Genomic DNA, 24,902 nt, shown 5'->3' with positions numbered 1-24,902 from the left:
CGCGCTCAGCCTGCCGCGCGTTTCTCGCGCCGCTTGAGCCAGACTTCCAATCCCTGGGCGTTGAGTTCGGTATCGACGGTCAAGAGTTCCTGGATGTGCGCGTCGTTCAGGTCCACGCCATGCTCGCGTGCGCGCTGCATCAGATGCGCTGTGACCGACTCCTTGATCCGTCCCTGTCGTCCATCTTCGGGCTGACCTTCCTCACGCAATGCCAGTTCGGCCAGATCACGGATGCTCCGACGCACAGCTTCGACGCGCTCAACCGGGCGGTCGACACGCCCATAATGGGTCAGATACATGGCCTGGGGAGCGTGCGCCATCAGCTTGTCGAGACTGGCGAGCCAGATGTCCGGATCGAAAGCGACCGGCGTGGTCGGCGCGAACAGCCAGGGACCGCTCGCCGTGTCGAACTCGCGATAGGCGATGCCGAAGGTGTCGCCGGTGAAGAAGCTCTGCGTCCGGCTGTCGAGGATGCAGCCGTGATGATTGGCGTGCCCTGGGGTGTCGATGAAGGTCAGAGTCCGCCCGTTCAGATCGAAGGTCTGTCCGTCCTCGGCGACAATGACGCGCTCGGCCGGGATCGGCAGGGGCGCGCCGAAGTCGCGCTCGAAGTTCTCTTCGCCATAGACGACGCTGGAACCGGCGATGAGCTTGCTCGGGTCGATCAGGTGCGGCGCGCCCTTGGGATGAGCCGCCAGACGTGCATTGGAACAGGCGGCCATCAGATGACCCGAGGCGCCGGCATGGTCCAGATGCACATGGGTCGGCATCACATAGTCGACGTGCTCGGGCGTCAGTCCGAGCGCAGCGACGGTCGCCAGCAGGGCCGGAGCCGCGTTGGCCGGCCCGGTGTCGACAAAGGCCAGACGCTCGCCCGAGCGCACCAGATAGGCGGCGGCCAGACCATGGCGATAGAGTCCGGTCTCGATGCAGTAGATACCCTCGGCGATCTCCTGGAAGTGGGGGTGTGACATGAACGATGACTCCGAAAATGGATTGGAATGAAGAGGGATAGAGTAAACTTTTGCGTCCCGTGTGATTATGTGCCGCGAAGGAGTCATCCTTTGTTCCTGGCTCGGATTGCGCAGATGACAGAGTTCGCCGATGCGTGCACCCGGCGCCATCGCCTTGATGATGGTGCCCGTGATCTGGGTCACGCGCCCGCGCACCTCCAGTAGCCGTGCCTCCTCGATCGAGCGGGCGAGCAGGTCGGTGATGTAGTCGAGGCCCGGCGCCCTGGCCGGTTCCAGCGTGTCGCGTCGGTAGTATACTCAATCGCCATCCAACCGATTCAGCACCGTCGAGCACGTCCCATCTCGACGATCAACAGGGTTCCGACAATCATGGATATCGAAATCACATTCCAGGGCGACCTTCGCGTCCTGAAGGTGTCCGGTCAGCTCGACGCGCTCAGCAGCGCGGATTACGAACAACGTCTCAACCGCCTCGTCGCCGAGGGCGCGCGACAGCTGGTGGTGGACTTCGGTCCATTGGTCTATATCAGCAGCGCCGGTCTGCGCGCCCTGCTCAACACGAGCAAGCCACTGCTGGCGCAGGGCGGGGCGCTGGTCTATGTCAATCTTCAGCCCGGTGTGCGCGAGGTCTTCGAGATGACGGGGCTGCTGTCGCTGTTCAGAGTGTGCGATTCGCTGCCCGAGGCGATCGCCGCAGTGCAAGCCGGATGAACGCCGTGACCCGGCGTCTGCCGGCGACTGTCGAGCAGTTGCCCGCCGCCCAGGCCTTCCTGAAGTCCGGGATCGAACAGGCCGGACTCGATCCGCATCTCGGCGGACGGCTCGCGCTGGCGCTCGAAGAGGTGTTCGTCAATATCTGTCACTATGCCTATCCGCCGGGTCAGCCGGGCGAGATCGAGCTGCGGATCTCGCCGAGCGCCGAGCGGTTCGTACTCGATGTGCTCGACGACGGACAGCCGTTCGACCCGGCCAACCTGCCGGAACCGGATCTGGCCGCGACACTGGAGCAGCGCACCGTCGGCGGTCTGGGCTGGTTCCTGGTGCGCCAGATGGTGACTGAACTGAGCTGTCGGCGCGAGCAGGGACGCAATCTGGTCTCACTGGTCATGCAGCAACCGGCGGATGAGGGTGGGCGTGCTTCGTGATCGATCACCTGGTTGAGCGGTTGTTCAGCCGGTCTGCGCTGCCGTGTGGGCCGAGGCGTGCGGCGGTGCGAGACTGGAGTCTGCTGGTGATCATGCTGCTGATCGTTCCGCCGACCTGGGCCGAGACCGAACATCCGGAGCCTGAAGAAGCGGCGCCGACGCCGCTGCGCCTGATGCTTGCCTGGCAGCCGCAGGCCCAGTTCGCCGGCTACTATGTCGCGCAGGCACGCGGGTTCTATCGCGAGGCGGGGATCGAGGCCAGTATTCTGAGCATGGGCCATGTGCGCTCACCGCGCGCGGCCCTCGAAGCGGGCGAGGTGGATCTGGCGGTGCTGTGGCTGTCGACGGCCATCAAGGCCCGCGCCGAGGGGGTGCCCCTGGTCAATGTCGCGCAACTGTTCCAGCGCTCCTCGGTGGTACTGATCGCGCGCTCCGGCTCGAATGTGCGCCGTCTGTCCGATCTCGATGGGCGGCGTGTCGGGGTCTGGCAGAACGAGCCGTCCCTGCCGGTCGAGGCCCTGCTGCGCACTCGGGGGCTGGAGGTCAAGCGCGTGCCGCAGTCGCAAACGGTCAATCTCTTCCTGCGCGGCGGAGTCGAGGCGATGTCAGGGATGCTGTACAACGAATATCATCTGTTGATCAATGCCGGTCTGGAACCGGAAGCACTGACGGTGTTCCGGCTGTCCGAGTATGGGATCGACTTCCCCGAGGACGGGCTCTATGCGTTGGAACGAACCCAGCGCGAAAAATCCGCCGCGATCGCCGCCTTCGTGGCCGCCACCCGGCGCGGTTGGGAGCAGGCCTTTGCCGATCCGGAGGGCGCGCTCGATCTCGTGCTCCAGCACCAGCGCGCGGCGCATGTACCGGCCAATCGTATCCATCAGCGCTGGATGCTGGAACAGATCCGCGCGGTCATGGGTGAGCCGGGCGAACAGGGCTGGGATTGGCGACTGCACCCAGAAGATGTCGATCTGGCCGGCGAAGCCTTGCAGCGCCTGGAGATGATCGACGCCATGCCGGCCGATATCGAACGTCTCGGAGTCCAATGATGGCGCGTTTCTCCGGCATCGGTGCACGGCTGATTCTCTCGGTGATGCTGTGCGTGGCCGTCATTCTCGGCACCAGCCTGGGGCTGTATCACTATCAGGCGCGTGAGCTGTTGTTGCAGCGTTTGCAGGACAACGCGCACAACCGATCGTTGGCATTGGTACAGCGTGTGGAGCGCGTCCTGATCTCGGTGCGGCGCGCGACCGAAACCCTGGCCGGTACGCTCGACTCGGTGCGTCTTGGCGAAAACGACATCGTGCCTCTGCTGCGGCGTGCCCTGGAGATGAATCCCGAGCTGTTCGGGATGGCCATGGGGTTCGAGCCCTCGGTGCTGGGCGATCCCGATCGACGCCATGCGCCCTATGTCTTCCGGCGCGATGGCCGGATCGAGTTGAGTTTCGCCCTGGAAGAGCAGGACTATCTGTTCTCGGACTGGTATCAGATCCCGCGTGAACTGGGGCGCGCCGAATGGAGTGAGCCTTACTACGAGCTGGGGGCCGGCAACACGCAGCTGATCGCAACCTTCTCACAGCCCGTGACGCAGGCGACTCCGGATGGCGAGCGTCTGATCGGCATCCTGGCCGCCGACATCGCCCTCGACTGGCTCACGCACGAGCTGGCCGAATTCCGGGTGCTCCAGCATGGCTTCGCGGTCCTGATCTCACGCAATGGCGCCATTCTCAGCCACCCCAACACCGACTTCATCATGAACGAGAGCCTGTTCAGTCTGGCGGCGGCCCATGGGGATGAGGCCGACGCGTTGCGTCGACAGGCGCGAACCCTGATCGATGGCGAGTCGGGGTTCATCCAGCACACCCCGCTGTTCGGCGTGATGGCGCACGTCCACTATGCCCCCATCGACTCATCGGACTGGACGCTTGCCATCGTGTTCCCCGAGGACGAGCTGTTCGACGACATCAATCGTCTGACCCGCAATGCCGCGACCGTCGGCAGTCTGGGGTTGCTGGTCTCGCTGCTGGTCGTGCTGCTGATCGCACGCTCCATCAGCCGCCCGCTGTGCGCGCTCGCCGACTCGACCGACCGCATCGCCGGGGGCGATTTCGACGCGCCTCTGCCCGAGGTTCGGCGACGCGACGAAGTGGGCCGGCTGACCGAGTCCTTCGCGTCCATGCGCACGGCGCTGCGCCGGCACATCGAGTGGCTCAAGACGACGACGGCGGCCAAGGAGCGCATCGAGAGCGAGCTGGCGATCGCGCGCGACATCCAGATGGCGATCCTGCCCAAGCTGTTTCCGCCGATCCCCGATCGGGACGAATTCGATCTGCGCGCGCTCATCGTGCCGGCACGCGAGGTCGGCGGCGACTTCTACGACTTCTTCCCGCTCGATGAACACCGGCTCTGCTTTCTGATCGCCGACGTCTCGGGCAAGGGCGTGCCGGCGGCGCTGTTCATGGCCGTCACCAAGACCCTGATCAAGTCGACCGCGCGCGATCGGCACAGCTCGGCCGAGATCCTGACCCAGGTCAACGCTGAGCTGGCCGCCGACAATCCCAACAACATGTTCGTCACCGTCTTCTGCGGCGTGCTCGATGCGCGCACCGGCGATCTGGAGTACACCAATGCCGGTCACAATCCGCCGGTGCTGATCGGGGCGGATGGTCAGTCACCGCGATTGCTCAAGGGAACGCCGCAATTGCTGCTCGGCATCATGGAGGGCGTGGTCTATCGGTCGGCCTCCCTGCGTCTGGCCCCAGGCGAGCGGCTGCTGCTCTATACCGACGGCGTCACCGAGGCCATGAACGCGCAGGATGCGTTCTATTCCGAGGCGCGTCTGCTCGACACCCTCGAATCCGAACCGCAGCCGGATCTGGCGGGCCTGCTCGCGATGCTGCTGGAACGTGTCCAGTCCTTCGCCGGCGAGACGCCCCAGTCCGACGACATCACCCTGCTGGCGATCGAGTATCGCGGACCGGAGACGATCGCTCCCGGTTCTTCTTCAGCAATCGAGAGTTGAACTCCGTCCAAGTCGTCCCCACCAGAGAACGACGCGTCTGTCCCGTGCTTTCAATGATATGTATTGTGTTCAGGCGCGTTCCATAACGATTAGAACACTCTGGAGGAGCCTGCCAATGCCACACGTCATGACGGCCGATCACTTCGACGGCCAAGCGGGTCTGCGCGTCTCGACCATCGATTTCAGCCATCCCTGGGAATGGCTGCGCAAGGGCTGGGCCGATGTGCGCGCCGCACCCGGTTACAGCCTGACCTACGGCACCGGGATCGTGCTGCTCAGTCTGCTCATCACTACGCTGATGATCCTCGGTGAGCTGACCTTTCTGGTGCCCTTCCTGATCGCCGGATTCTTTCTGATGGCGCCGATGCTGTCGATCGGACTCTATCAGATGAGCGCCCACCTGGAGCGCGGCGAATCGCTGGAGTCCTGTCAAGCGCTGGAGGCTTTCAGGCGTAATCAGGGACAGTTGGGGATGGTCGCGGCTTTTCTGTTCGTGAGCCTGCAAGCCTGGCTGGTGGTCTCGCTGGTGTCGATCGCGCTGTTGTTCGACGATCCCTTCCCGACGCTCGACAACTTCCTGCCGGTCGTGTTCTTCTCGGGGGATCACCTGCTCCTGCTGGCGACCATCACCGTCATCGGCGCCGGCTTTGCGGCCGTCGTCTTCGGGATCATGGCCATCACCGTGCCCTTGCTCACGGATCGACACGTCGACGCCCTGACCGCCATGCGCACCAGTGTGCGCGCCGTGACGCAAAATCCCGGCCCCATGCTGCTCTGGGCGGGGTTGATCGTGCTGATCGTCGGCGCCGGGCTGGCGACCTTCTACCTGGGCCTCTTCATCGCCATCCCGCTCGTGGGGCACGCCAGTTGGCATGCCTATCGCGATCTCGTGCCCAGTTCCTGAGATCAGGGATCGAAGCGGTAATCGAGCATCCGGATGTCGCGCGCGAAATGGCGCGCGACCAGTTCGGCGGTCTCGTCGCTGTAATAGCTGCGGTAGTCGCGTTTCCGATCCCGAGCCTGACGTTCGTGGGGAAGGGCGGGAGCACGGATGCCGATGCGCTCGCAGACGGTCGCAAAATCCTCGTTCAGACGCTCGTAGCGCCCGATGAAGTCGACGACGACCGTGCCGCTGAGATCGATCAGATAGTCGGTCTGGAGCGTGATCGAGGTATCGATGTGATACTGATAGGGCCGCTCCGGATCGAGCTTCCAGCGCAGAAAATCCTCGAAGGTCTCGTGTCCGCCGAGATACTGCGGCCGTTCGCGCCGGATGTGATGGAAGGAACTCACCTGGAGATCCCAGGGATTGCGCACGAAGGCGAATTTGAACAGGCTGTCGAAATACTCTTGCGGCAGTAGCTCCTTGGCCGCGACCACCTTGGCGTGACGCGGCAGCTTGGCGGCGATCCGGTGCCCGCTCAGATGACTGAAGCGGCTGCACAGGAACATCGGGTAGTACCAGGGATCGCGCCAGCGTAGCCCTTCGAGCGCGGCGCGCACGCTGGTGCCGCCGGTCTTGGCGATATGGACGAACAGGAAGCGGTATTTGGGTGACAGGAGCATGGTGTGAGTGTCGCTTCGATCAGGTCCGATCGTCCGGCTTCGCGGCTTTCTTGCGCGCGCGCGGATGCGCCTGATCATAGACCTGAGCCAGGTGCTGGAAGTCGAGATGGGTATAGATCTGGGTGGTGCCGATGTCGGCATGGCCGAGCAGTTCCTGCACGGCGCGCAGATCGCCGGAGGACTCCAGCAGATGGGTCGCGAAGCTGTGTCTGAGCAGATGCGGGTGCAGATGTTGACTGGTGCCCCGTTCGACCGCCCAGCGTTCCAGCCGCTTCTCGACCGTGCGCGGATGGATGCGCCCGCCGCGCAGACTGACGAACAGCGCCCGCTCGTCTCGATCGGCCAGTGCCGGACGCACCGCCAGCCAGCGTTCGATCGCCTCGCGTGCCTTCTGACCGACCGGAACGCGCCGGCTCTTCGACCCCTTGCCGATCACGCCCAATTCGCCTTCAGACATATCGATGTCGCCCAGATCGATGCTCACCAGCTCGGCCAGACGCAGACCCGAGGAATAGAACAGCTCGACCATGGCCGTGTCGCGGATCATGAGCGGATCTTCGTCCGCCGGATCGAGCAATGCGCCGAGCTGATCGGCGTCGAAGGTGTGAGGAAGTTTGCGCGGACTCTTGGGCGCGCGGAGGCCGACGGCCGGATTGGCCACGGCCTGGTTCTCGCGCAACAGCCAGCGATAGAACCCGCGCAGGCTGGAGAGTTCGCGCTGAAGCGTCTTGCCCGAGATGCCCTGACGATGACGCCAGGCGGTATAGCGCCGGATACCGGCCTCATCGAGTCGTTCGATCGATTCCGCCTCCCGCTCGCCCTGATCGGCGAGCCAGACGGCGATCTGGGTCAGATCGTGCCGGTAGGCGCGCACCGTATGTTCGGACAGCCGTCGCTCGTGCGCCAGATGGGCGATGAAACGCTCGATCCGAGTCGTATCGATCGAGGTCTGTGCAGTCGGCTCGTCCGGGCGTGTGGGCATGGTCGATGGCGGATCAGGCTGGTTCGCAGTCGCCGAGCCGAACCGACCGGAGCTTCTGGCTGATGATCTCGCCGAGCCGGTTCAGGAAATCGGTGCCCATCTCGGGGCTGAAGCGCGTGGCATCCGAGCTGCCGATGGCGATGATGCCGGACTGGCCGTCGGCATGGATCGGAACGATGGCGGCCGAGTGAATACTTGCGCCGCCGTCGCCGAAGAGGGCCAGAGCGCGTTCGGGACTCAGCGGACCGCAGAGCGCGTTGCGACGGTCCATGAAGTCGGCAAAGGCGTTGACCAGTGGATCGTGCGGCCGGCTTTCGAGGGCGGCGAGCGCAAAGAGTTTGAATGCCAGCGCCTCGGCATGGAACTCGCGCAGCAGGGTCTCGCGCAGCAGGTGACAGAGGTGCTCAGGCTCCTCGACCGTCATGAGTTGCAGGAACAGACCATGCAGCCGGATCGCCAGGGCTTCGTTCTGGCGCGCGCGCGCGATGAGATGAACGAGCCGATTACGCTCGGTCGCGAGCTGGCGGCGCAGGACACGCACCTGATACTCGATCAGCGACACCGCGCCCTGGATGCCGTGCGGCACCTCGATGGCGCTCAGCACCTCGGGGTGACGGGCGAGGAAGTCCGGATGGGCGATGAGATAGTCGATGACCTGTCGCTCCTGGTCGAACGCCTCGTCCTGGCTGTGTTCGGCCTGATGCATCATGCATGTTCCCTCATCGTTCGATCTCGCCCTCGAAGACGTTGACGGCCGGTCCCGTCATCCAGACAGGATGCCCAGGACCGCGCCATTCGATCACCAGCTCGCCGCCGGGCAGTGCAACCCGGACCCGCTCGTCGAGCCGTCCGCGCCGGCGTCCGCTGACCACGGCGGCACAGGCGCCAGTGCCGCAGGCGAGCGTCTCGCCCGAACCGCGCTCGTGCACCCGCAACCGGATCGCGTTCGGTCCGAGGATCTGCATGAAACCGACGTTCACCCGGCGCGGGAAGTCCGGATGGTGTTCGATCAGCGGGCCGAGCGTGGCGACCTGCGCCGAGTCGACGTCGTCGACGATCAGGACGGCGTGCGGATTGCCCATCGAGAGCGCGCCGATGGTCAATGTCCGGCCCTCGACCTCCAGCGGATAGGTCGCGTCCGGCGTCTCGGTCTCGGCCGTGAACGGGATACGCGCCGGGGTGAACTCGGGCGCGCCCATGTCGACCCGCACCTGACCATCCGGCTCCAGATAGAGCCGGATCGCGCCAGCCGCCGTGCCGACCGGGATCTCGTCCTTGTCGGTCAGGCCCTGATCGCGGACGAAGCGGGCGAAGCAGCGCGCGCCATTGCCGCACTGCTCGACCTCGGAGCCGTCGGCGTTGAAGATGCGGTAGTGGAAATCGGTCTCGGGCAGGCGCGGCGGCTCGACCAGCAGGATCTGATCGCAGCCGACGCCGAAGCGCCGATCGGCCAGACGTCGCGCGAATCCGGCATCCAGGTCGACCCGCTGGCGCACAGCGTCGAAGACGACGAAGTCGTTGCCCAGTCCCTGCATCTTGGTGAAGCGCAGTCTCATGTCGGCAGGAACCCCATGACGGCGAGATGCCGATCGCTGACCACCGCGACCTCCAGACTGTCCAGACCAGCGGCGGCGAGCTGTTCGCTCACCTCGGCTGGCTCGAAGGCGGCATAGAGCGAGTTGCGGAAATCGGTGCGCAGGATCTCGGATTCGTCGGCGACATAGCTCTCGACCAGCGCCTCGACCCAGCCGGGCGAGGCCGGGCGCATCAGGTCCATGATCAGCACGGGCGCGCCGGGCTTGGCCGTCTCGCGCACCGTCCGCCACAGCACAGCGGGTTCAGGCAGGTGATGCAGCAGGCTGTTGGAGATCACCAGATCGTAATGCCCGCGTGCCAGCTGCTCGGACGGGATGCTGTCGTGCAGCAGTCGGACGCGCGCGGCGATCTCGGGCTGGGCATCGAGCGCTTGCCGGGCCAGCTCCAGCATCGGACGCGAGCCGTCGAGCGCGTCACAGGTCGCGCCCGGATAAGCGCGCAGAAAGCGGATCACGATGTCCGCCGGCCCGCACCCGAGATCGAGCGCCGTGGCGCCCGCGAGCGGTCCGGGCGCCAGTCGGCGCAACAGCTCGATGAAGAGCGTGTTGGAGGCGTTGAAATCGGCCTCGGCATAGGCGAGCGCCTGGGCCTCGCCATCCATCAATTCGGGTTCGGGACGGCGTTTCATGCGGCGGCGTCGGGTGTCTCGGACGGCAGCAACTGCTCGCCCGCGTAGAGATCCGCGACCTGCTCGCGCTCGCGCACCAAATAAGCCTGGTCTCCATCGACCATGACTTCGGCGGCGCGCGGACGGCTGTTGTAGTTGGAACTCATGGTGAAGCCATAGGCCCCGGCGCCACGCACCGCGACCAGATCGCCTTCTTCGAGCGCCAGGGTGCGGTCCTTGCCGAGAAAGTCTCCCGTCTCGCACACCGGGCCGACCAGATCGTAACGGCTCGGATCGGCGTCGGTTTCCTGAACAACGCGCACGATCTCGTGACCGGCCTGATAGAGCGCCGGACGCAGCAGGTCGTTCATGGCCGCATCGAGGATGGCGAAATGCTTGTGCGGACCATGCTTGAGATACTCGACCCGCGTCAGCAGCACACCGGCATTGCCGACGATGGCGCGTCCCGGCTCCAGGATCACTTCATACGGACGATCGGCCAGCAGATGGCTCATGGCGGCGGCATAGGCGGCCGGTTCAGGCGGATGCTCCTCGCGATAGCGGATGCCGAGTCCGCCGCCGAGATCCAGATGCTCGATGGCGATGCCGGAGGCGCACAGCCGGTCGGCCAGCGCCAGCACCCGCCCGAGCGCGTCGATGAAGGGCGCCAGGTCCGTCAACTGCGAGCCGATGTGACAGTCGATGCCGACGACCTTCAGGTTCGGCATCGCGGCAGCCAGCGCATAGACCGACTCGGCCTCCTGGATGTCGATGCCGAACTTGTTTTCCTTCAGGCCGGTGGAGATGTAGTGATGGGTCTGGGGATCGACGTCCGGGTTGACGCGCAGCGACACCGGCGCCCGGACCCCGAGCTCTCCGGCGATGCGGTCGATGCGGGTCAGCTCGGACTCGGACTCGACGTTGAAGCAGCGGATGCCGACCTCCAGCGCGCGCCGGATCTCGTCGGCGCGCTTGCCCACGCCCGAGAAGACGACCCTGGCCGGATCGCCGCCGGCGGCCAGCACCCGTTCCAGCTCGCCGATCGAGACGATGTCGAAACCCGAACCCAGTCGCGCGAGCACGTTCAGGACCGCGAGGTTGGAGTTGGACTTGACCGAGAAGCAGATCAGATGCGGATGATCGCGAAAGGCGCGTTCGAAGGCGCGCCAGTGGCGTTCGATCGTCGCGCGCGAATAGACATAGCAGGGCGTGCCGAAACGTTCGGCGATCTCGGTGAGCGGTACATCCTCGGCGTGGAGGAGTCCGTCGCGGTCGTTGAAGTGATCCATGCGGCGTGTCGGGGAATCTGAGTGTTAGGGTTGAGAGGCGTCGGAACCCGCCCCGGACTCCGGCGGTGCCGGTGGTGGGGTCGGGACATCGGCGCCCGGCGGCGTACTGGACCTGGACGCGGACGCCGGCTCGGGCAGGTAGAGATCGCCCTTCTGACCGCAGGCGCCGAGCATGGCGAGCGTGCCGAGCACGACGACGACGAGTATGAAGAGATTGTTCGCCCAGCAGCGCATGACCGGCTCCGATCCATTAAAGCGTGGTTTGGACAGGCGAGTATACCCGAACGTCCTGCGATGTCTCGGTTCGACGCCGGCACCGATTCGTAAAGGAGTCGCAGCGACGAGGACCGGATCAGTCCGCGATGACGGCCCGCAAGCGCACCAGGATCGCGCCGGTGTCATCGAATAGAATCAGATGCCCGCCCTCGATCCGATAAGCGCTCACCCGCCCGAGCAGAGCGGCATAGGCTTGCGCCTGTTCGGCCCTACCATCGCTGGCGGTGCAGGCCATGCGCGTGGTCGCGATCGGGCCGAACGACAGCGACGTCTTCGTGCGCGTGAAGCCGCTCAGATAGCGATTGCAGCCGTCCGAGCCGCTGATCCGTCCGCGCGGGTCGAAGCTCAGGTCGATCGTGGCGCCCCGGATCGGGGCGGCCAGCGTCCCTTCAGCGTCGGCCAGGGCTTCGACCACCCAGTCGCGTCCTTCCAGGGCCTCCGTCGTGCCGTCCGCCGCACTCGTCGCCGCGCCGATCCGCGTGAAGCTCAGCACGGTCTCGTCCCGATCGTCGGTCAGTTCCAGGCGATCCAGCGCATAGCGGTAGCCCGTCACGCCTTGGAGTGCCTTGAAGATGGCTGTTTCCTGCTTCATCAACGGCTCGGGACAGGCCATTCGGGTCGCAGCCAGCCCCTCGCCGAAGCGAAAGTCGGCGCCTTCGACCGTATAGCCGCCCTGAACCCGGTTGCAGCCGGTACTGCCCGAAAAACGACCGGCCTCGAACCGGAACTCGGTCGGGCGCGAGCGGGGTTGGACCGCGGTCGGACCGGAGTCGCTTCGATAGGTCGTCAGACGCCAGTCGAGCCCCTCGAACGGAATCGGAACCGGCTCGGGACTCGCTTCTTCCCCGGCTGGAGCGGGCGGCGCGGACTCAGGCGTCTCGGCCTGCGGCTGAGCCTGGATACAGCCCGCCATCAACAGCAGTCCACAGCCAACGAGCGTGCGTAAGGGGTCAGGCATGGTCAGGCTCCCGCGTTTCGACGTTGCGACAAAATATCGGCCCCGGCATCGGGCGGCAATCCTATAATCTCTGGATTCTCCATGCCCCGAACGCGCGATGCAACACGCCCGCGTCGCTCCGGGACGATCCTCGATTCAGAACGAGACGGCGAGAGACTCGCCAAGGCGACCCGCATGCAATTCATCGACTTGAAGACCCAGTACGCCCGTATCGACCGCGATGTGAAAGCCCGCATCGAAGCCGTGCTCGACCATGGCCTGTTCATCCAGGGGCCTGAGGTCCAGGAACTGGAAGAGCGTCTGGCCGAGTTCGTCGGCGTGCGTCACTGCATCGGCCTGTCGAGCGGCACGGATGCCTTGCTCGCGGCCATGATGGCCCTGGAGATCGGCCGTGGCGACGAGGTCATCACCACGCCCTTCACCTTCATCGCCACCGGCGAAATGATCGCGCTCCTTGGCGCGCGTCCGGTGTTCGTCGACATCGATCCCGTCACCTACAACATCGATCCGAGCAAGATCGAAGCGGCCATCACCGGACGCACGCGCGCCATCATGCCGGTCTCGCTCTATGGCCAGTGCGCCGACATGGACGCCATCAACGCCATCGCCGCACGCCATCGGCTGCCGGTGATCGAGGACGCGGCCCAGAGCTTCGGCGCGAGCTATCATGGCCGGCGCTCCTGCGCGCTATCGCGCATCGGCTGCACCTCCTTCTTTCCGGCCAAGCCGCTCGGCGCCTATGGCGACGCGGGCGCCTGCTTCACCGACGACGACGCGCTCGCCAAGTCCCTGCGCGAGATCCGCAATCATGGCCAGGACCGGCGCTACCATCATCCGCGTCTCGGGCTGAACGCGCGCCTGGACACCCTGCAGGCGGCCATTCTGCTCGCCAAGATGGCGATCTTCCCCGAGGAGGTCGAGTCCCGCGCCCGGATCGGCGCGCGCTATACGGAGCTGTTCCAGGCGCGCGGCGCGGTCGGCACGGATGTCGGCGGCGCGCCCGTGCTCACGCCCCATGTCCATCCGCACAACCTGTCGGTCTATGCCCAGTACACCATCCAGGTCGAGGATCGCGACGCGGTCGCCGCGAAGCTCAACGAGCAGGGCATCCCGACGGCGGTCCATTACCCGATCCCGCTCAACGAGCAGCCGGTGTTCCATGTCGGCTTGCCGGGCGAGGACTATCCGGTCAGCACCGCCATCGCCCGCCGGGTGATGAGTCTGCCCATGCATCCCTATCTGGACGGGGACACCCAGGCGCGCGTCGTGGAAGCCGTGGCCGAGGCGGCCGGACTCTAGCCGCCAGACCCAACCATCCGCGCCGAGCGCCCGGCGACCCCAGGAAACCGACAACGATCGAGGTGATGTCGACGTGATGCCCACGACACCCAGCCCCGCCAAGGTCGACGTCGAGGCGTCGGTCGCTGGCGAGCGCCTGTTGCTGATCGATGACAGTCAGGCGATCAGCCGTCTGTTGCGCGCGCGCTGCGAAGATCTCGCCGGCGTCAAATCCGAGATCGCCGGTTCGCTGGCCGAGGCCAGGGCGCTGCTGGCCACCGGGCCGGAACGCTTCTTCGCGGCCGTGGTCGATCTCAATCTGCCCGATTCGCGCGAGGGCGAGGCGATCGATCTGGTGCGCGCCCATGACATTCCGGTGATCGTGCTCACGGCCCATTACGATGAGGACATTCGCGCGCGCATGCTGACCAAGGAGGTGGTCGACTATCTCCTCAAGAGCAGTCTGCACGAGATCGATCATGTCGCGACCCTGGTGCGGCGTATCCATCGCAACCGCGACGTCAAGGTGCTGGTGGTCGACGATTCGCGCTCCTTTCGCGCCTATCTGGCCAAGCTGCTCGAACTGCATCGTCTCCAGGTGCTCCAGGCCGAGAACGGGCGTGCGGCCCTGGAGATCATGAAGTCCGATCCGGGGGTCGACCTGGTCATCACCGACTACAACATGCCGGAGATGGACGGACTCGCACTCATCGGTGCGCTACGGCAGCGTCAGCCGCGCTCGGAACTGGCCATCATCGGGCTATCGGAGCAGGGGTCGTCGGCGCTCTCGGCGCGGCTGCTCAAGAACGGCGCCAACGACTTCATCACCAAGCCGTTCCTGGTCGAGGAGTTCTACTGCCGCGTCATCCAGAACATCGAGCAGATCGAGCTGGTGCGCGCCATCCGCGACTCCTCGGTGCGCGACTATCTCACCGGGCTTTTCAACCGCCGCCATTTCTTCGATGCCGGCGAGACCCTGCACGCGGCGGCGCGGCGGCGTCAACTGGCGCTGGCGGCCGTCATGCTCGACATCGATCATTTCAAGCGCGTCAACGACACCTATGGCCATCTGGCCGGGGATCGGGTCATCAAGCAGGTGGCGAGCCTCCTGGCCAGCGGCGTGCGTCAGGCCGATCTGCTCGGGCGCTATGGCGGTGAGGAGTTCTGCATCCTGCTGACCGGGATCGATCAGGAGCATCTGGCCATGATCCTGGAGCGGCTGCGGGCGGCCGTCGAGTCCACGCCGATCGCGCACGAGGATCTGTCGCTGTCGGTCACGATCAGCCTGGGCGCGACCCTGGCGTTGGGCGACAGTCTGCAAGCCATGATCGACCGCGCCGATGCCTGCCTCTATCGCGCCAAGCAGGGTGGGCGCGATCGCTTCGTGATCGACGATTCGGTCGAATGATCCTGCAACGCGCGTTCGAATGTCACAGCCCCAGCTCCTTCCACCGCGTCTCGATGCGCTTGACCGACACCGGACAGGCCGTCCCGAGCGACTGGGCGAAGAGCGAGACGCGCAGCTCCTCCAGCAGCCAGCGGATCTCGTCCAGACGCGGATCCTGACGACCGGCCGTGCGCGCCGCCGTCTCGCGTTCGCGCCAGCGTGACTGGATTCCAGCCATCTCGCTCATCCAGCGCCGGTCGCGATCAGGGGCATGGGCCAGACGCTCGATGCGCTGTCCGATCGCCTTGAGATAGCGCGGGTACTCTTTGAAATGGACATAGGGGATGGTCTGCGGAAAACCCCGGAACACCAGTGCGTCGAGCTGATCGCGGATGTCTAGCACGGAGGGCATCCAGTTGACCTGGTTGATGTTGGCCAGACGTTTGCGCAGTGCCTGGTATTCGCCCAGGATCGTCCCGATGAGCTGACAGACCGCGTTGGCCGTCGGAAAGAGCCGGGGCTTGCACGCGGCCAGACGTTGCTCGAACACCGCTTGGGCGCGGATCGGCGGCTGATCTTCGATGAAGGTCAGATCCAGGATGAGCGCGACCAGTTCGTCGGCTAGATCAGCCGACTTGGAGCCTGGAGCGGCAGACGCATCAGCAGGCCGCGAAGACGGCTCCGGCGCCTTGGCATACTGCAACCGCATCCGGTCCAGCTCCGGCAGTTGCTTGCGCAGTTGGCGGATGTCCGCGCCCAGATGCAGCATGATGAGCCGCCGCAGTCCCGCCCGATGCGCGACGGTCGCGTTATCCGCCGAGTCGAGCACCCGGATCGCCACGCTCTCACCCTGATCGACCAGCGCCGGATAGCCGCGTAGCTTGATCCCGGCGCGGGTCAGATCCACCGACTCGGGCAGATCACCGAAGGTCCAGCGCGTCACGCCCTCGCGTTCCAGCGCGAGATCGGCGCTCGGAATCCGGGTGAACCCCTGAGTCCCCTGCGCCGCGAACCGCCGTTTGAGCGCCAGCGGATCGTCGCCCACGGCGAGCGCCTGCCCCGACTCGTCGACCAGCCTGATCTTCATGCGCAGATGCGGCGGGATCACCGACTGATCCCAGGCGTCCTCCGGGATCTGGACGCCGCTCATGGCCCGGATCTCCTCGGCCAGCGCCTGGATCAGCGGCCGGTCGGACGGCACGAGCCGTGCCGCCAGCCGCTTGGCCGTGTCCGGGATCGGCACGAACGCTTTGCGCAGCGTCTTGGGCAGACCGCGCAGCAGGGCCGTGATCCGCTCCTCGATCAGACCCGGCACCAGCCAGTCGAGCCGGTCGGGCGAGACCTGATTGATCAGCGGCAGCGGCACCACCAGGGTCACGCCGTCGGCCGCCGCGCCCGGCTCGAAGCGGTATTCGAGCGGCAGTGCGGTGGCGCCCACCTGGAGCTGATCGGGGAAGGACTGCGCGCTGATCTCCGACGCCTCATGGCGCATGAGATCGCTCAGGCGCATGTGCAGAATGCGCGGCGTCTGGCGCGTGACCTGACGCAGCCAGCGCTCGAACTGGGGCGTCGAGTAGATCCCGGAAGGCACCCGCTCGGCATAGAAGGCGTAGATGGCCTCCTCGTCGACCAGGATGTCGCGCCGTCGCGACTTGGATTCCAGATGCTGGACGTACTCGATCAGCTCGCGGTTGTGACGCCAGAAGGGCGCGCGGGTGTCGAAATCCCCCTCGGTGAGCGCGAAACGCAGAAAGATCTCGCGCGCCTCGGCCGGATGGATCGGGCCATAGTTGACACGCCGCTTGGGCGCCAGCGTGACGCCGAACAGCGTGACCTTTTCGAAGGCCGCGACCTGACCGGACTTGGCCTGCCAATGTGGTTCGGAATAACTGCGCTGGAGCAGATGACCGGCGGCGCGCTCGATCCAGCCCGGCTGGATGGCGGCGGCGATGCGCCCATACTGGCGCGTGGTCTCGACCCGCTCGGCCACCATCACCCATTTCGGCGGCTTGGCGAACAGGGCGGAACTCGGATGGATCAGGAAGCGGCTGTTGCGCGCGCCCTGGAACTCGCGCTCGGCCTCGCGGAAACCGATGTTGCCGAGTAGACCGGCCAGCAGGGCGCGGTGGATCTTCTCGTAGCCATCGGCATCGAGCGATGGCGCTTGGGAAGCGGTCGCGGCCGATTCCTTGAAGCCCATCTCCAGCATCTGTTCGCGCAACTGGGCCTGGATGTCGCGCCATTCCTGCACCCGGTTCCAGGACAGGAAGTGACGCTGACAGAGCTTGACGAATTTGTTGCGCGAGAGCTGATGGCGCTCTGTGTCGAGAAAGTGCCAGAGGTTGAGAAAAGTGATGAAGTCCGACTCGGGATGGCTGAAGCTGGCATGGATCTCGTCGGCGGCCTGCTGTTTGTCGTGCGGCCGCTCGCGCGGATCCTGCACGCTGAGCGCGGCGGCGATCACCAGCATTTCGGCCAGACACTGATGCTCGCTGGCCGCCAGCAGCATGCGTCCGATGCGCGGATCGACCGGCAGGCGCGCGAGCTGGCGCCCGAGCGTGGTCAGCTCGCCCCGATCGTCGAGCGCCCCGAGTTCCTCCAGGGTGCGATAGCCGTCGTTGATGAGCCGCGAATCCGGCTTGTCGATGAAGGGAAAGTGCTCGATGGCGCCGAAGCCGAGCAGCTTCATCTGCAAAATGACGGCGGCCAGGTTGGCGCGCGCGATCTCGGGCTCGGTGAACTCAGCGCGCGCGCTGAAATTGTCCTCGCTGTAGAGCCGGATGCAGACACCGGCCGCCACACGCCCGCAACGCCCCTTGCGCTGATTGGCGCTGGCCTGCGAGACGCGCTCGACCGGCAATCGCTGTACCTTGGTGCGGTGGCTGTAGCGACTGATGCGCGCAAAGCCCGGATCGACGACGTAATGGATGCCCGGCACCGTGAGCGAGGTCTCGGCGACATTGGTGGCCAGGATCACCCGGCGCGTGCCGTGCGGCTGGAAGATGCGCGCCTGCTCCTGCGGCCCCTGACGGGCGAACAGCGGCAGGATCTCGGTCGAGGGCGGATGATGCTTGCGCAGCGTCTCGGCGGTGGTGCGGATCTCGCGCTCGCCGGAGAGGAACACCAGCACGTCGCCGCGCCCGACCCGCGCCAGCTCCTCGACGGCCTCCGAGATCGCCCGCTGCATCGGCTCGTCGCACTCGGCGGCGCTCTCTTCCTCGGGCGGACGGTAACGGACCTCCACCGGATAGGTCCGGCCCGAGATCTCGATGATGGGCGCCGGGCGCCGCTCGCTGTCGGCGAAATGACGCGCGAAACGCTCAGGATCGATGGTCGCCGAGGTCACGATCAGCTTGAGATCGGGCCGTCGCGGCAGCAGGCCCTTGAGATAGCCGAGCAGGAAGTCGATGTTCAGCCCGCGCTCGTGGGCCTCGTCGATGATGAGGGTGTCGTACTCGTTGAGCCAGCGGTCCTGCTGGATCTCGGCCAGGAGCATCCCGTCGGTCATCAGCTTGATCGCCGTCTCGGGGCGCACGCGATCGTGGAAGCGGACCTTGTAGCCGACCAGTCCGCCGTTCTCGACGCCCAGCTCCTGCGCCACACGGCTGGCCAGACTGCGCGCGGCGATCCGTCGCGGCTGCGTATGGCCGATGCGCCCGAAACGTCCGCGTCCCAGATCCAGACATAGCTTGGGCAACTGGGTCGACTTGCCCGAGCCGGTCTCGCCGCAGAGCACGATCACCTGATGGCGCTCGATCAACTCGGCGACCTCGTCGCGCCGCTCGCTGACCGGCAGTTCCGGCGGATAGTCGATCCGGGGGGGCGCCAGTGCCTGACGCTGGGCGACCACGGCTTGTGAGGCCTGGATACAGGCCCAGAGCTTGGCCAGTCCCTCGTCGATGGGCTGGCCAGCACGCGCGCGCCGGTGCAGATTGCGCAGACGTGACTGGATGGAGTGACGGTCGCGGATCAGACAGCCCGCGATGTCCTGGTCATTTGGTAGATCCATGAAGCCGATCTTTAGACTACTCGATTCATTGCTTCATGCGTACGCACCGTTTTCAACAGGTCGATTCGCTGGCGCACTGTGCAAAGATGTCGCCGACCGAAAGCCGTGCACCAGCGCGTTAACACTGGCAGGTGATTCCTCAGTCGGATGGGGTGAAGCGGAATGGCCGACAGGATAACGAGCGGATGCTTCAATGGCAATCGTGACCGAGTCTGGCCGGGGGTAAGCATCCGGCCAATTACATCCATACGGTTTGCGGCTGCAAGCTGTCTGTTTTTACTCCAAGTTTTGGAGTCGCTTGCAGCCGCGATGGAGACGAGCCGGAAAAAACTGAGTTCAGGAGGCTTTGCGCATCTGCTCGGGGATGGCGTCCCAGCCGGCCTTGACTTCGCGCAGCAGGATCGAGACTTCTTCCAGTGCGGCGGGATCGTTGCGGGCGTTGCCGGCCACCAGACGGCGGATCATGTAGTCGTAGAGCGAATCCAGATTGGCCGCCAGCTCGCCGCCGCGTTCGAGGTCGAGCGCACCGCGCAGCTCGCCGATGATGTCCATGGCCTGACCGATCTTCTGGCCCTTGAGCGGGACATTGCCCTGGGTCATGGCGCCGCGTGCCACGGCGATGCGCTCCAGCGCGCCCTCGAACAGCATCTGCGTCAGGCGATGGGGATCGGCCACGGCGATCTCGGCGATCGGACCGGCTTGACGGTATTGGTTCAGTTCTCTGCGCATCGCGTACATGGCCTACCTCGACGAATACTGGATGACTCTGTCGGTCGTTGAAAGTGGGGGAGTGTTCCAACCCGGTGATCCGGTGTCTTCCTGGGTTGGCTGCGCTCTTGGGGACTGTAACGACACGGAGTCGGATTTCTTGAGGCAGGGCGGTCGGTGAATTGTGATCGGGTTCGCATTCACCCCGGAGGGATCTGGAGCCACTCCGGGGCGTCTGAAGGCGCCTGCCTCAATTCGAGGCGGTGAAGGGCAGGCGGTCGTTGATGCCGTCCAGCTGGCTGCCGGTATCCTTCAGGCTGCTGACGATGTTCTCCATGGCCATGAATTGGGACATGAGTCGCGCCTGAAAACCCTCCATGCGCCGGTCGAGTGCGCTGCGCTCTTCCTTGATGCCGTCGAGCTGCTTCTGGATGCTGGATTCCCGGGTCTTGATCGAACCCGTGCTGCCGATGAAGTTGTCGATCATGTTGGCCAGTTCGCCGGCGATGCCGCGCGAGAAGCTGATCTGGAACTTGCCCTGGGCGGTTGCGCCCGCGCCGACGGTCAGGTTCAGGCCATAGGCGGGTGAGTCGACGGCCGGCAGCAGGACGTTTCCAGCGCCGAAGCCTTCCACGCCATTGATGGTGCCCTTGACATCCAGGCCCTGGGTTCCGGTCAGCGCGGTCTCGATCCCCAGTTCGGCCATCTGGGTGCTCGCCGACGTGAAGCTCACCTTTGAGATCGAACCGTATTCGCGCGAGACGAAATTGAACTGGTTGGTGCCGGTATCGTACTCGACGTCCACGGCGACGCCGGCCGCCTTCAGACTGGAATCGCCGTTGATGCGGGCCTGAAGGTCGGCGCGCAGTTCATCGGCATTCGCGTAGGTACCGGTGAGCTTGATCAGACCCGAATTGGCGCCGTCGACATTGATGCTGAAGCTGTAGTCGGCGGCCGGGTCCGAGGCATCCAGCGGTGCGGTGAAGTCGTGGGTCAGGGCGTTGCCGGCGATCTGGCCGCGTGTCGGATCCTGGGTGATCTCGACGTCATAGGTACCGGCGGCGGCGCGCGAGGCGAAGGTGCCGGCCTTGACCTCGACGGCGCTGTTGGTCGAGCTCATCTTGCTCGCGAACAGGCCTTCGAGCAGGTTGAAGTTGTTGTCGAAAGCGTTTTTGAAGTCAGTTTCGTTGATCGTGAGCGAGCCGTCGCGCTCGGTGCGAATGCCGAGGTTTGTCAGGGCCGTGAAGCCGCCCTGGGCGCCCGGAAGCATGCCCCCGATCTGTTCGCGCATCCGGTTGATCATGGTCCGCGCCGTGCTGTCGCCGGCGAGACCGCCACGCACCAGATTGTCGTCCTCGTCGCGGGTATAGCCGACCAGTTCCTGGGTGGTCTTCTGGAAGCTGTTGTAGGCTTCGACGAAATCACGAATCGCCTGATCGGGCGCTGTCTTGTCGGCGGTGATCGAGAAGTTCAGGCTCTCGCCGGCGGCGCCCTTCTTGTTGACTGTGAAGGAGAAGCCTTCGATGAGGTCGTCGATCTCGTTGCTCTCGCGGGTGACGGCAAGTCCGTTGACCTTGAGTTCGGCATCCTGGGCGGTTTGGGTCTGGGTGGCGTTGAGGGCGCCGTCTTTGAAGGAGAAGGCCTCCAGATTCGTGCCGCTGGTGCTGATCTCCATGGCGTTGTTGCGGCCCGAGTCGGCGGTCAGCGTCAGTTGGTATTGGTCGTCGACCTTGATCACGGCGGCCTGCACGCCGGAGTCGGCGGCGTTGATCTTGGCGGCGATGTCCTGGAGCGAATCGGTGCTGCCGACATCGAGCGTCAGCGCCGTTCGATCGGCATTGGCGGCAAAGGGTTGAGGATTGCCGTCGGCATCGGTCCAGGCACCGAAGCGAATGGTCATGGAACCGGAGGCGCCGAGCGCCGCTTTGGGGTCGGTCTGGGCCGCACCACCGATCGCCAGGGTTTGTGCTTGCGCGACTTCCTGCACCTCGATCGAGTAGGAGCCGGTCTGGGCGCCGGGCTCGACGCTGTTGGCGGTGATGACGTCCGAGTTGGGGACGGTGGCTGAGCGGGCGTTGAAGAGGTCGCCGTTGCTCAGGGGCGTCAGGGAGCCTTTGAAGGTATCGAAGGCGCTGCGCAACTGGCCATAGCCGGAGATCTGCGCCTCCAGTTTCTCCTTGCGCGCATCCAGGCGCTGTTCCTGCGGAGCGCGCTCGACGGAGGTCAGTTGGGTGACGAGATTCTTGATGTCGATGCCTGAACCGGCGCCGAGTGTGCTGATGATGTTGTCGGCCATGGCTGTTGCTCCAGTGTCGTGCGGAATCCGCCCCGCCTAACCACGTCCATCGACATCATCCCCGGATGCGGGGGAACGCGGTTCAGGCCTTTTTGTTGAAAATCAGTCCTGCCAGCCCGTCGACGTACTTGGCGAAGTTGAGCGTCTCTTCGCTCGGGATCTGGCGGACGACTTCCTTGCTCTGGGAGTCGATCACACGGACCACCATGCGTCCGGAGTCGTCGTCGAGCTGGAAGGTCAGCATTTGCTTTCCCTGCTGCATCATGTTGTTGATTTTGTCGACCGCTTCGGTGAGCTTTTCGACCATGGCGGTGTCGGTGGCGGCCACGCCTTGGGACGGGTCGCTGTTGGTGTCGTCGGTTCGGCCCGGTTGACCGGAGTCGAGGCGGGTCGCCGAGCGTGCGGCGTTGCCCTGTATGGCGTCGGTGCGGTTGCCGGGCGGCGGCAAGCCGTTTGGACGGATCTCGGAACTCGAAGGCGTTCGGGCGCCTGTGGCTCCGGTGGATTGAATGGGTTGTGTCGCTCCGCTGACACTCATGGGATCGCCGGCCATCGCTGTGTCTCCTGGTTTGAGCGGGCGGACTCCGTCCGGAGTGCCGCCCGCATCCGTCACTTAACTGGCTATGAGTTTAGCGCAGGAGTGACAGTACCTGCTGTGGCGCTGAGTTGGCCTGGGCGAGCATCGCCTGGCTGGCCTGTGTCAACACCTGCGAGCGCGAGAGCTTCGAGGTTTCGAGCGCGAAGTCCGCATCCTCGATGCGCGAGCGCGAGGCCGAGGCGTTCTGCGAGATGCTGGTCAGGTTGTTGATGGTGAAGTCCAGCCGGTTGTTGACGGCACCCAGGTCGGAGCGGACGTTGTTGACCTTCTCCAGGGCGTTGTCGATGGCCACGATGGCCTTGTTGGCGCCTTCTGCTGTGGAAATATCGACGTTCTTGAGCGACTGGCCGTTTTCGCCGCCGCCATACTCGCCGACAGTGAAGCCGGAGTTCGAAATATCGGCATTGGTGCCGCGGGTAATGACGATTTCTTTGTCGGAGACCAGCGTGAATTCACCGACATGGGTAGTATTACCATTGCCGAATCCAGCCTCAATACCATTGGTGAGATTCGCCACGATATTGCGCCCATCCTCGGCGATGAGCTGCACGCCGCCGCCACTGGTGGACGCATCCTCGCCGGTATCGATCGCCCGCACGCCGGTCTGATCGGCGATGGCATTGATGGCATTCACGAGCGACTGACGATTAAGGCTGGTATTTTCAGCACCGGCAACCGTCGTAAAGCCTGTAATGGCGACGCCATTGATGCTGCCGCTGACCGCCGAGGAGCCAATGCCCTGAGACGAATTATTTGTCGCGATGTTCGCATTGACTACGGCTGTGACGCCGGTCTTGTCGGAGACTGCATTGAAAGCCGCTGCCTTGGCAATAGCGCTGTAGGCTTCGGTGCCAGCCATAGAAGCCGTATCGTCAGTGGCGTAAGACGGTCCGACCGAGACGCCGTTGACGAGCACATTGCCAGCCGCCATCGCTGTGGTATTGGTGCCGAGGTTCGAGCTGACCTGAACCTGAGAACCATTGTAGGTGCCTTCGGCAAATCCGACATCGGTTGCATCGCCGGTCGCACCCGAGCTGATGGTGATGGGCTTGTTGCCCTCAGAGACCAGAGTCACAGTGCCTGTGGCAAGAGCCGTCGTAGTAGCGCCACCGGCAAAACCGAGACCGGTATTAGCTGCAGTCAATCCGCCTGTACTGTTTGTCAGTACGATGTTGCGCCCATCGGCAGCGCTCAGGGTGATGCCGCCATTATCGGTCCCGGTATCAATGGCTGTGACGCCGGTCTGTTCGGACTTCAGATTGATATCCCGTATGATCGCCGAGCGCGTGGTCGCGGCATCACCGGTGGTATTCAGCGAAATACTCACGCCATTCAGTTCAATGGTTCCAGAGGTTGCACCAGCGGTCATAGATGATCCGCCTATCTGTGTCTCGCCCACGACCGCCGAAACGCCGGTTTGATCCGTTTTGGCATTGATGGCTGCAGCGGTCGAAATCGCACTCGCCGCCTTGCCCGCCGAGGAAGCGGTATCGGAGGCCGCAACGGCGGCGTCGATGGCGATACCGTTGATCACCAGATCACCGGTGCCCAATTGCTTGACAGCAGTTGTCGCTAGGGCCGCCGTCGTACCTGTTCCGATCCGGCCCACAGACCCTACACCGGCCGTTTTTTCGATGCCGAGTGACGAGGAGTTCATGGCACCGATCTCAACGCTGATGGTCTGATTGGCCTCGGCGCCGACTTGCAGCTTGACCTCCTGCGCTGAGCCATCGAGCAGGTTGAGTCCATTGAAATTAGTGCTCTCGGAGATGCGATCCAGCTCCTTGATCAACTGCTGGGTCTCGGCGTTGAGCGTTGTGCGGTTGCCGGAGGTGTAGGTGCCGTTGGCCGATTGCACGGCCAGCTCGCGCATGCGTTGCAGGATGTTGGATGACTCGCTCAGCGCCCCCTCGGCGGTCTGCACCAGCGAGATACCGTCGTTGGCGTTGCGCACCGACTGGTCGAAACCGCGGATCTGCGAGGTCAGGCGGCTGGCGATGGCCGAGCCGGCGGCGTCGTCCTTGGCCGAGTTGATGCGCAGACCGCTGCTCAAACGTTCCATCGACTGCCCCAGGGCGCCCTGGGATTTGGTGAGATTCCGCTGTGCATTCAGCGACATCACGTTGGTGTTGATGACCATTGCCATGACTGTTCTCCTGTCTGTGTTGACCCAGGCCGACGGCTGAACACCAGCGCTGCCTTGGTTTTAAT

Annotated in this window: 21 protein-coding genes; 7 read left to right on the top strand and 14 right to left on the bottom strand. The window is 64.7% G+C overall.

What is annotated here, in order from left to right; translation table 11 throughout:
• Positions 1 to 5 precede the first annotated feature (5 nt).
• Complete coding sequence (locus tag HW932_RS13675) at positions 6 to 974, bottom strand: MBL fold metallo-hydrolase (protein ID WP_176977054.1); 969 nt, start codon at positions 972 to 974, stop codon at positions 6 to 8.
• A 369-nt stretch (positions 975 to 1,343) separates the two neighbouring features.
• Here HW932_RS13675 and HW932_RS13670 point away from each other — a divergent pair, with 369 nt between their 5' ends.
• From HW932_RS13670 to HW932_RS13650, 5 genes are all read left to right on the top strand, one after another.
• Positions 1,344 to 1,685 (top strand): STAS domain-containing protein, encoded by a 342-nt coding sequence (locus HW932_RS13670; RefSeq protein WP_176977053.1) that lies wholly within the window; start codon positions 1,344 to 1,346, stop codon positions 1,683 to 1,685.
• Entirely contained in the window at positions 1,682 to 2,119 is a 438-nt protein-coding gene (locus HW932_RS13665; protein WP_176977052.1) for an ATP-binding protein, read from the top strand. The genes HW932_RS13670 and HW932_RS13665 overlap by 4 nt, the downstream gene beginning before the upstream one ends.
• 92 nt (positions 2,120 to 2,211) lie before the next feature.
• On the top strand, positions 2,212 to 3,168 hold the full coding sequence (locus HW932_RS13660) for an ABC transporter substrate-binding protein (protein WP_176977051.1): 957 nt from the start codon (positions 2,212 to 2,214) through the stop codon (positions 3,166 to 3,168).
• Complete coding sequence (locus tag HW932_RS13655; RefSeq protein ID WP_176977050.1) at positions 3,168 to 5,141, top strand: SpoIIE family protein phosphatase; 1,974 nt, start codon at positions 3,168 to 3,170, stop codon at positions 5,139 to 5,141. Before HW932_RS13660 ends, HW932_RS13655 begins: the two co-directional genes overlap by 1 nt.
• A gap of 115 nt (positions 5,142 to 5,256) precedes the next feature.
• On the top strand, positions 5,257 to 6,045 hold the full coding sequence (locus HW932_RS13650; RefSeq protein WP_176977049.1) for a DUF2189 domain-containing protein: 789 nt from the start codon (positions 5,257 to 5,259) through the stop codon (positions 6,043 to 6,045).
• Between the two features lie 2 nt (positions 6,046 to 6,047).
• Here the strand turns inward: HW932_RS13650 and HW932_RS13645 are convergent, their stop codons facing one another.
• From HW932_RS13645 to HW932_RS13610, 8 genes are all read right to left on the bottom strand, one after another.
• Positions 6,048 to 6,707, bottom strand: coding sequence for a sulfotransferase family 2 domain-containing protein (locus HW932_RS13645; RefSeq protein ID WP_176977048.1), 660 nt, complete (start codon positions 6,705 to 6,707; stop codon positions 6,048 to 6,050).
• 19 nt (positions 6,708 to 6,726) lie between these two features.
• Positions 6,727 to 7,689 (bottom strand): tyrosine recombinase XerC, encoded by a 963-nt coding sequence (xerC, locus tag HW932_RS13640; protein WP_176977047.1) that lies wholly within the window; start codon positions 7,687 to 7,689, stop codon positions 6,727 to 6,729.
• Between the two features lie 13 nt (positions 7,690 to 7,702).
• The gene (locus HW932_RS13635; protein ID WP_246296833.1) at positions 7,703 to 8,398 is read right to left on the bottom strand and encodes a DUF484 family protein; all 696 of its coding nucleotides are present in this window, start codon (positions 8,396 to 8,398) and stop codon (positions 7,703 to 7,705) included.
• Positions 8,399 to 8,408: 10 nt separating this feature from the next.
• On the bottom strand, positions 8,409 to 9,245 hold the full coding sequence (gene dapF / locus HW932_RS13630; protein WP_176977046.1) for a diaminopimelate epimerase: 837 nt from the start codon (positions 9,243 to 9,245) through the stop codon (positions 8,409 to 8,411).
• Positions 9,242 to 9,913, bottom strand: a complete 672-nt coding sequence (locus HW932_RS13625) for a class I SAM-dependent methyltransferase (RefSeq protein WP_176977045.1) — start codon at positions 9,911 to 9,913, stop codon at positions 9,242 to 9,244. Before HW932_RS13625 ends, dapF begins: the two co-directional genes overlap by 4 nt.
• A complete protein-coding gene (gene lysA, locus HW932_RS13620) occupies positions 9,910 to 11,181 on the bottom strand; it encodes a diaminopimelate decarboxylase (RefSeq protein WP_176977044.1) in 1,272 nt (423 codons plus the stop codon). The genes HW932_RS13625 and lysA overlap by 4 nt, the downstream gene beginning before the upstream one ends.
• A gap of 24 nt (positions 11,182 to 11,205) precedes the next feature.
• A complete protein-coding gene (lptM, locus tag HW932_RS13615) occupies positions 11,206 to 11,415 on the bottom strand; it encodes an LPS translocon maturation chaperone LptM (RefSeq protein ID WP_176977043.1) in 210 nt (69 codons plus the stop codon).
• A gap of 118 nt (positions 11,416 to 11,533) precedes the next feature.
• A complete protein-coding gene (locus tag HW932_RS13610; RefSeq protein ID WP_176977042.1) occupies positions 11,534 to 12,415 on the bottom strand; it encodes an META domain-containing protein in 882 nt (293 codons plus the stop codon).
• 174 nt (positions 12,416 to 12,589) lie between these two features.
• Between HW932_RS13610 and HW932_RS13605 the strand changes: the two genes are divergently transcribed.
• Both HW932_RS13605 and HW932_RS13600 read left to right on the top strand, forming a co-directional pair.
• Positions 12,590 to 13,714: a DegT/DnrJ/EryC1/StrS family aminotransferase gene (locus HW932_RS13605; RefSeq protein WP_176977041.1), complete on the top strand. Its 1,125-nt coding sequence runs from the start codon at positions 12,590 to 12,592 to the stop codon at positions 13,712 to 13,714.
• A gap of 76 nt (positions 13,715 to 13,790) precedes the next feature.
• A complete protein-coding gene (locus HW932_RS13600) occupies positions 13,791 to 15,101 on the top strand; it encodes a diguanylate cyclase (protein ID WP_176977040.1) in 1,311 nt (436 codons plus the stop codon).
• Positions 15,102 to 15,123: 22 nt separating this feature from the next.
• Here the strand turns inward: HW932_RS13600 and hrpA are convergent, their stop codons facing one another.
• The 5 genes from hrpA to HW932_RS22030 form a co-directional block, all read right to left on the bottom strand.
• Positions 15,124 to 19,089 (bottom strand): ATP-dependent RNA helicase HrpA, encoded by a 3,966-nt coding sequence (hrpA, locus tag HW932_RS13595; protein ID WP_176977039.1) that lies wholly within the window; start codon positions 19,087 to 19,089, stop codon positions 15,124 to 15,126.
• 336 nt (positions 19,090 to 19,425) lie between these two features.
• The gene (gene fliS, locus HW932_RS13590) at positions 19,426 to 19,827 is read right to left on the bottom strand and encodes a flagellar export chaperone FliS (protein ID WP_176977038.1); all 402 of its coding nucleotides are present in this window, start codon (positions 19,825 to 19,827) and stop codon (positions 19,426 to 19,428) included.
• A 220-nt stretch (positions 19,828 to 20,047) separates the two neighbouring features.
• Positions 20,048 to 22,093 (bottom strand): flagellar filament capping protein FliD, encoded by a 2,046-nt coding sequence (gene fliD / locus HW932_RS13585; RefSeq protein WP_176977037.1) that lies wholly within the window; start codon positions 22,091 to 22,093, stop codon positions 20,048 to 20,050.
• A gap of 82 nt (positions 22,094 to 22,175) precedes the next feature.
• A complete protein-coding gene (locus tag HW932_RS13580; RefSeq protein ID WP_246296831.1) occupies positions 22,176 to 22,541 on the bottom strand; it encodes a flagellar protein FlaG in 366 nt (121 codons plus the stop codon).
• Positions 22,542 to 22,722: 181 nt separating this feature from the next.
• Entirely contained in the window at positions 22,723 to 24,837 is a 2,115-nt protein-coding gene (locus tag HW932_RS22030; RefSeq protein ID WP_176977035.1) for a flagellin N-terminal helical domain-containing protein, read from the bottom strand.
• Positions 24,838 to 24,902 lie beyond the last annotated feature (65 nt).

The sequence above is a fragment of the Allochromatium humboldtianum genome, from assembly GCF_013385175.1.
GTDB lineage: Bacteria > Pseudomonadota > Gammaproteobacteria > Chromatiales > Chromatiaceae > Thermochromatium > Thermochromatium humboldtianum.
Note: the sequence above shows the minus strand (reverse complement) of the source record. Positions and strands in the feature narration are given on the sequence as shown.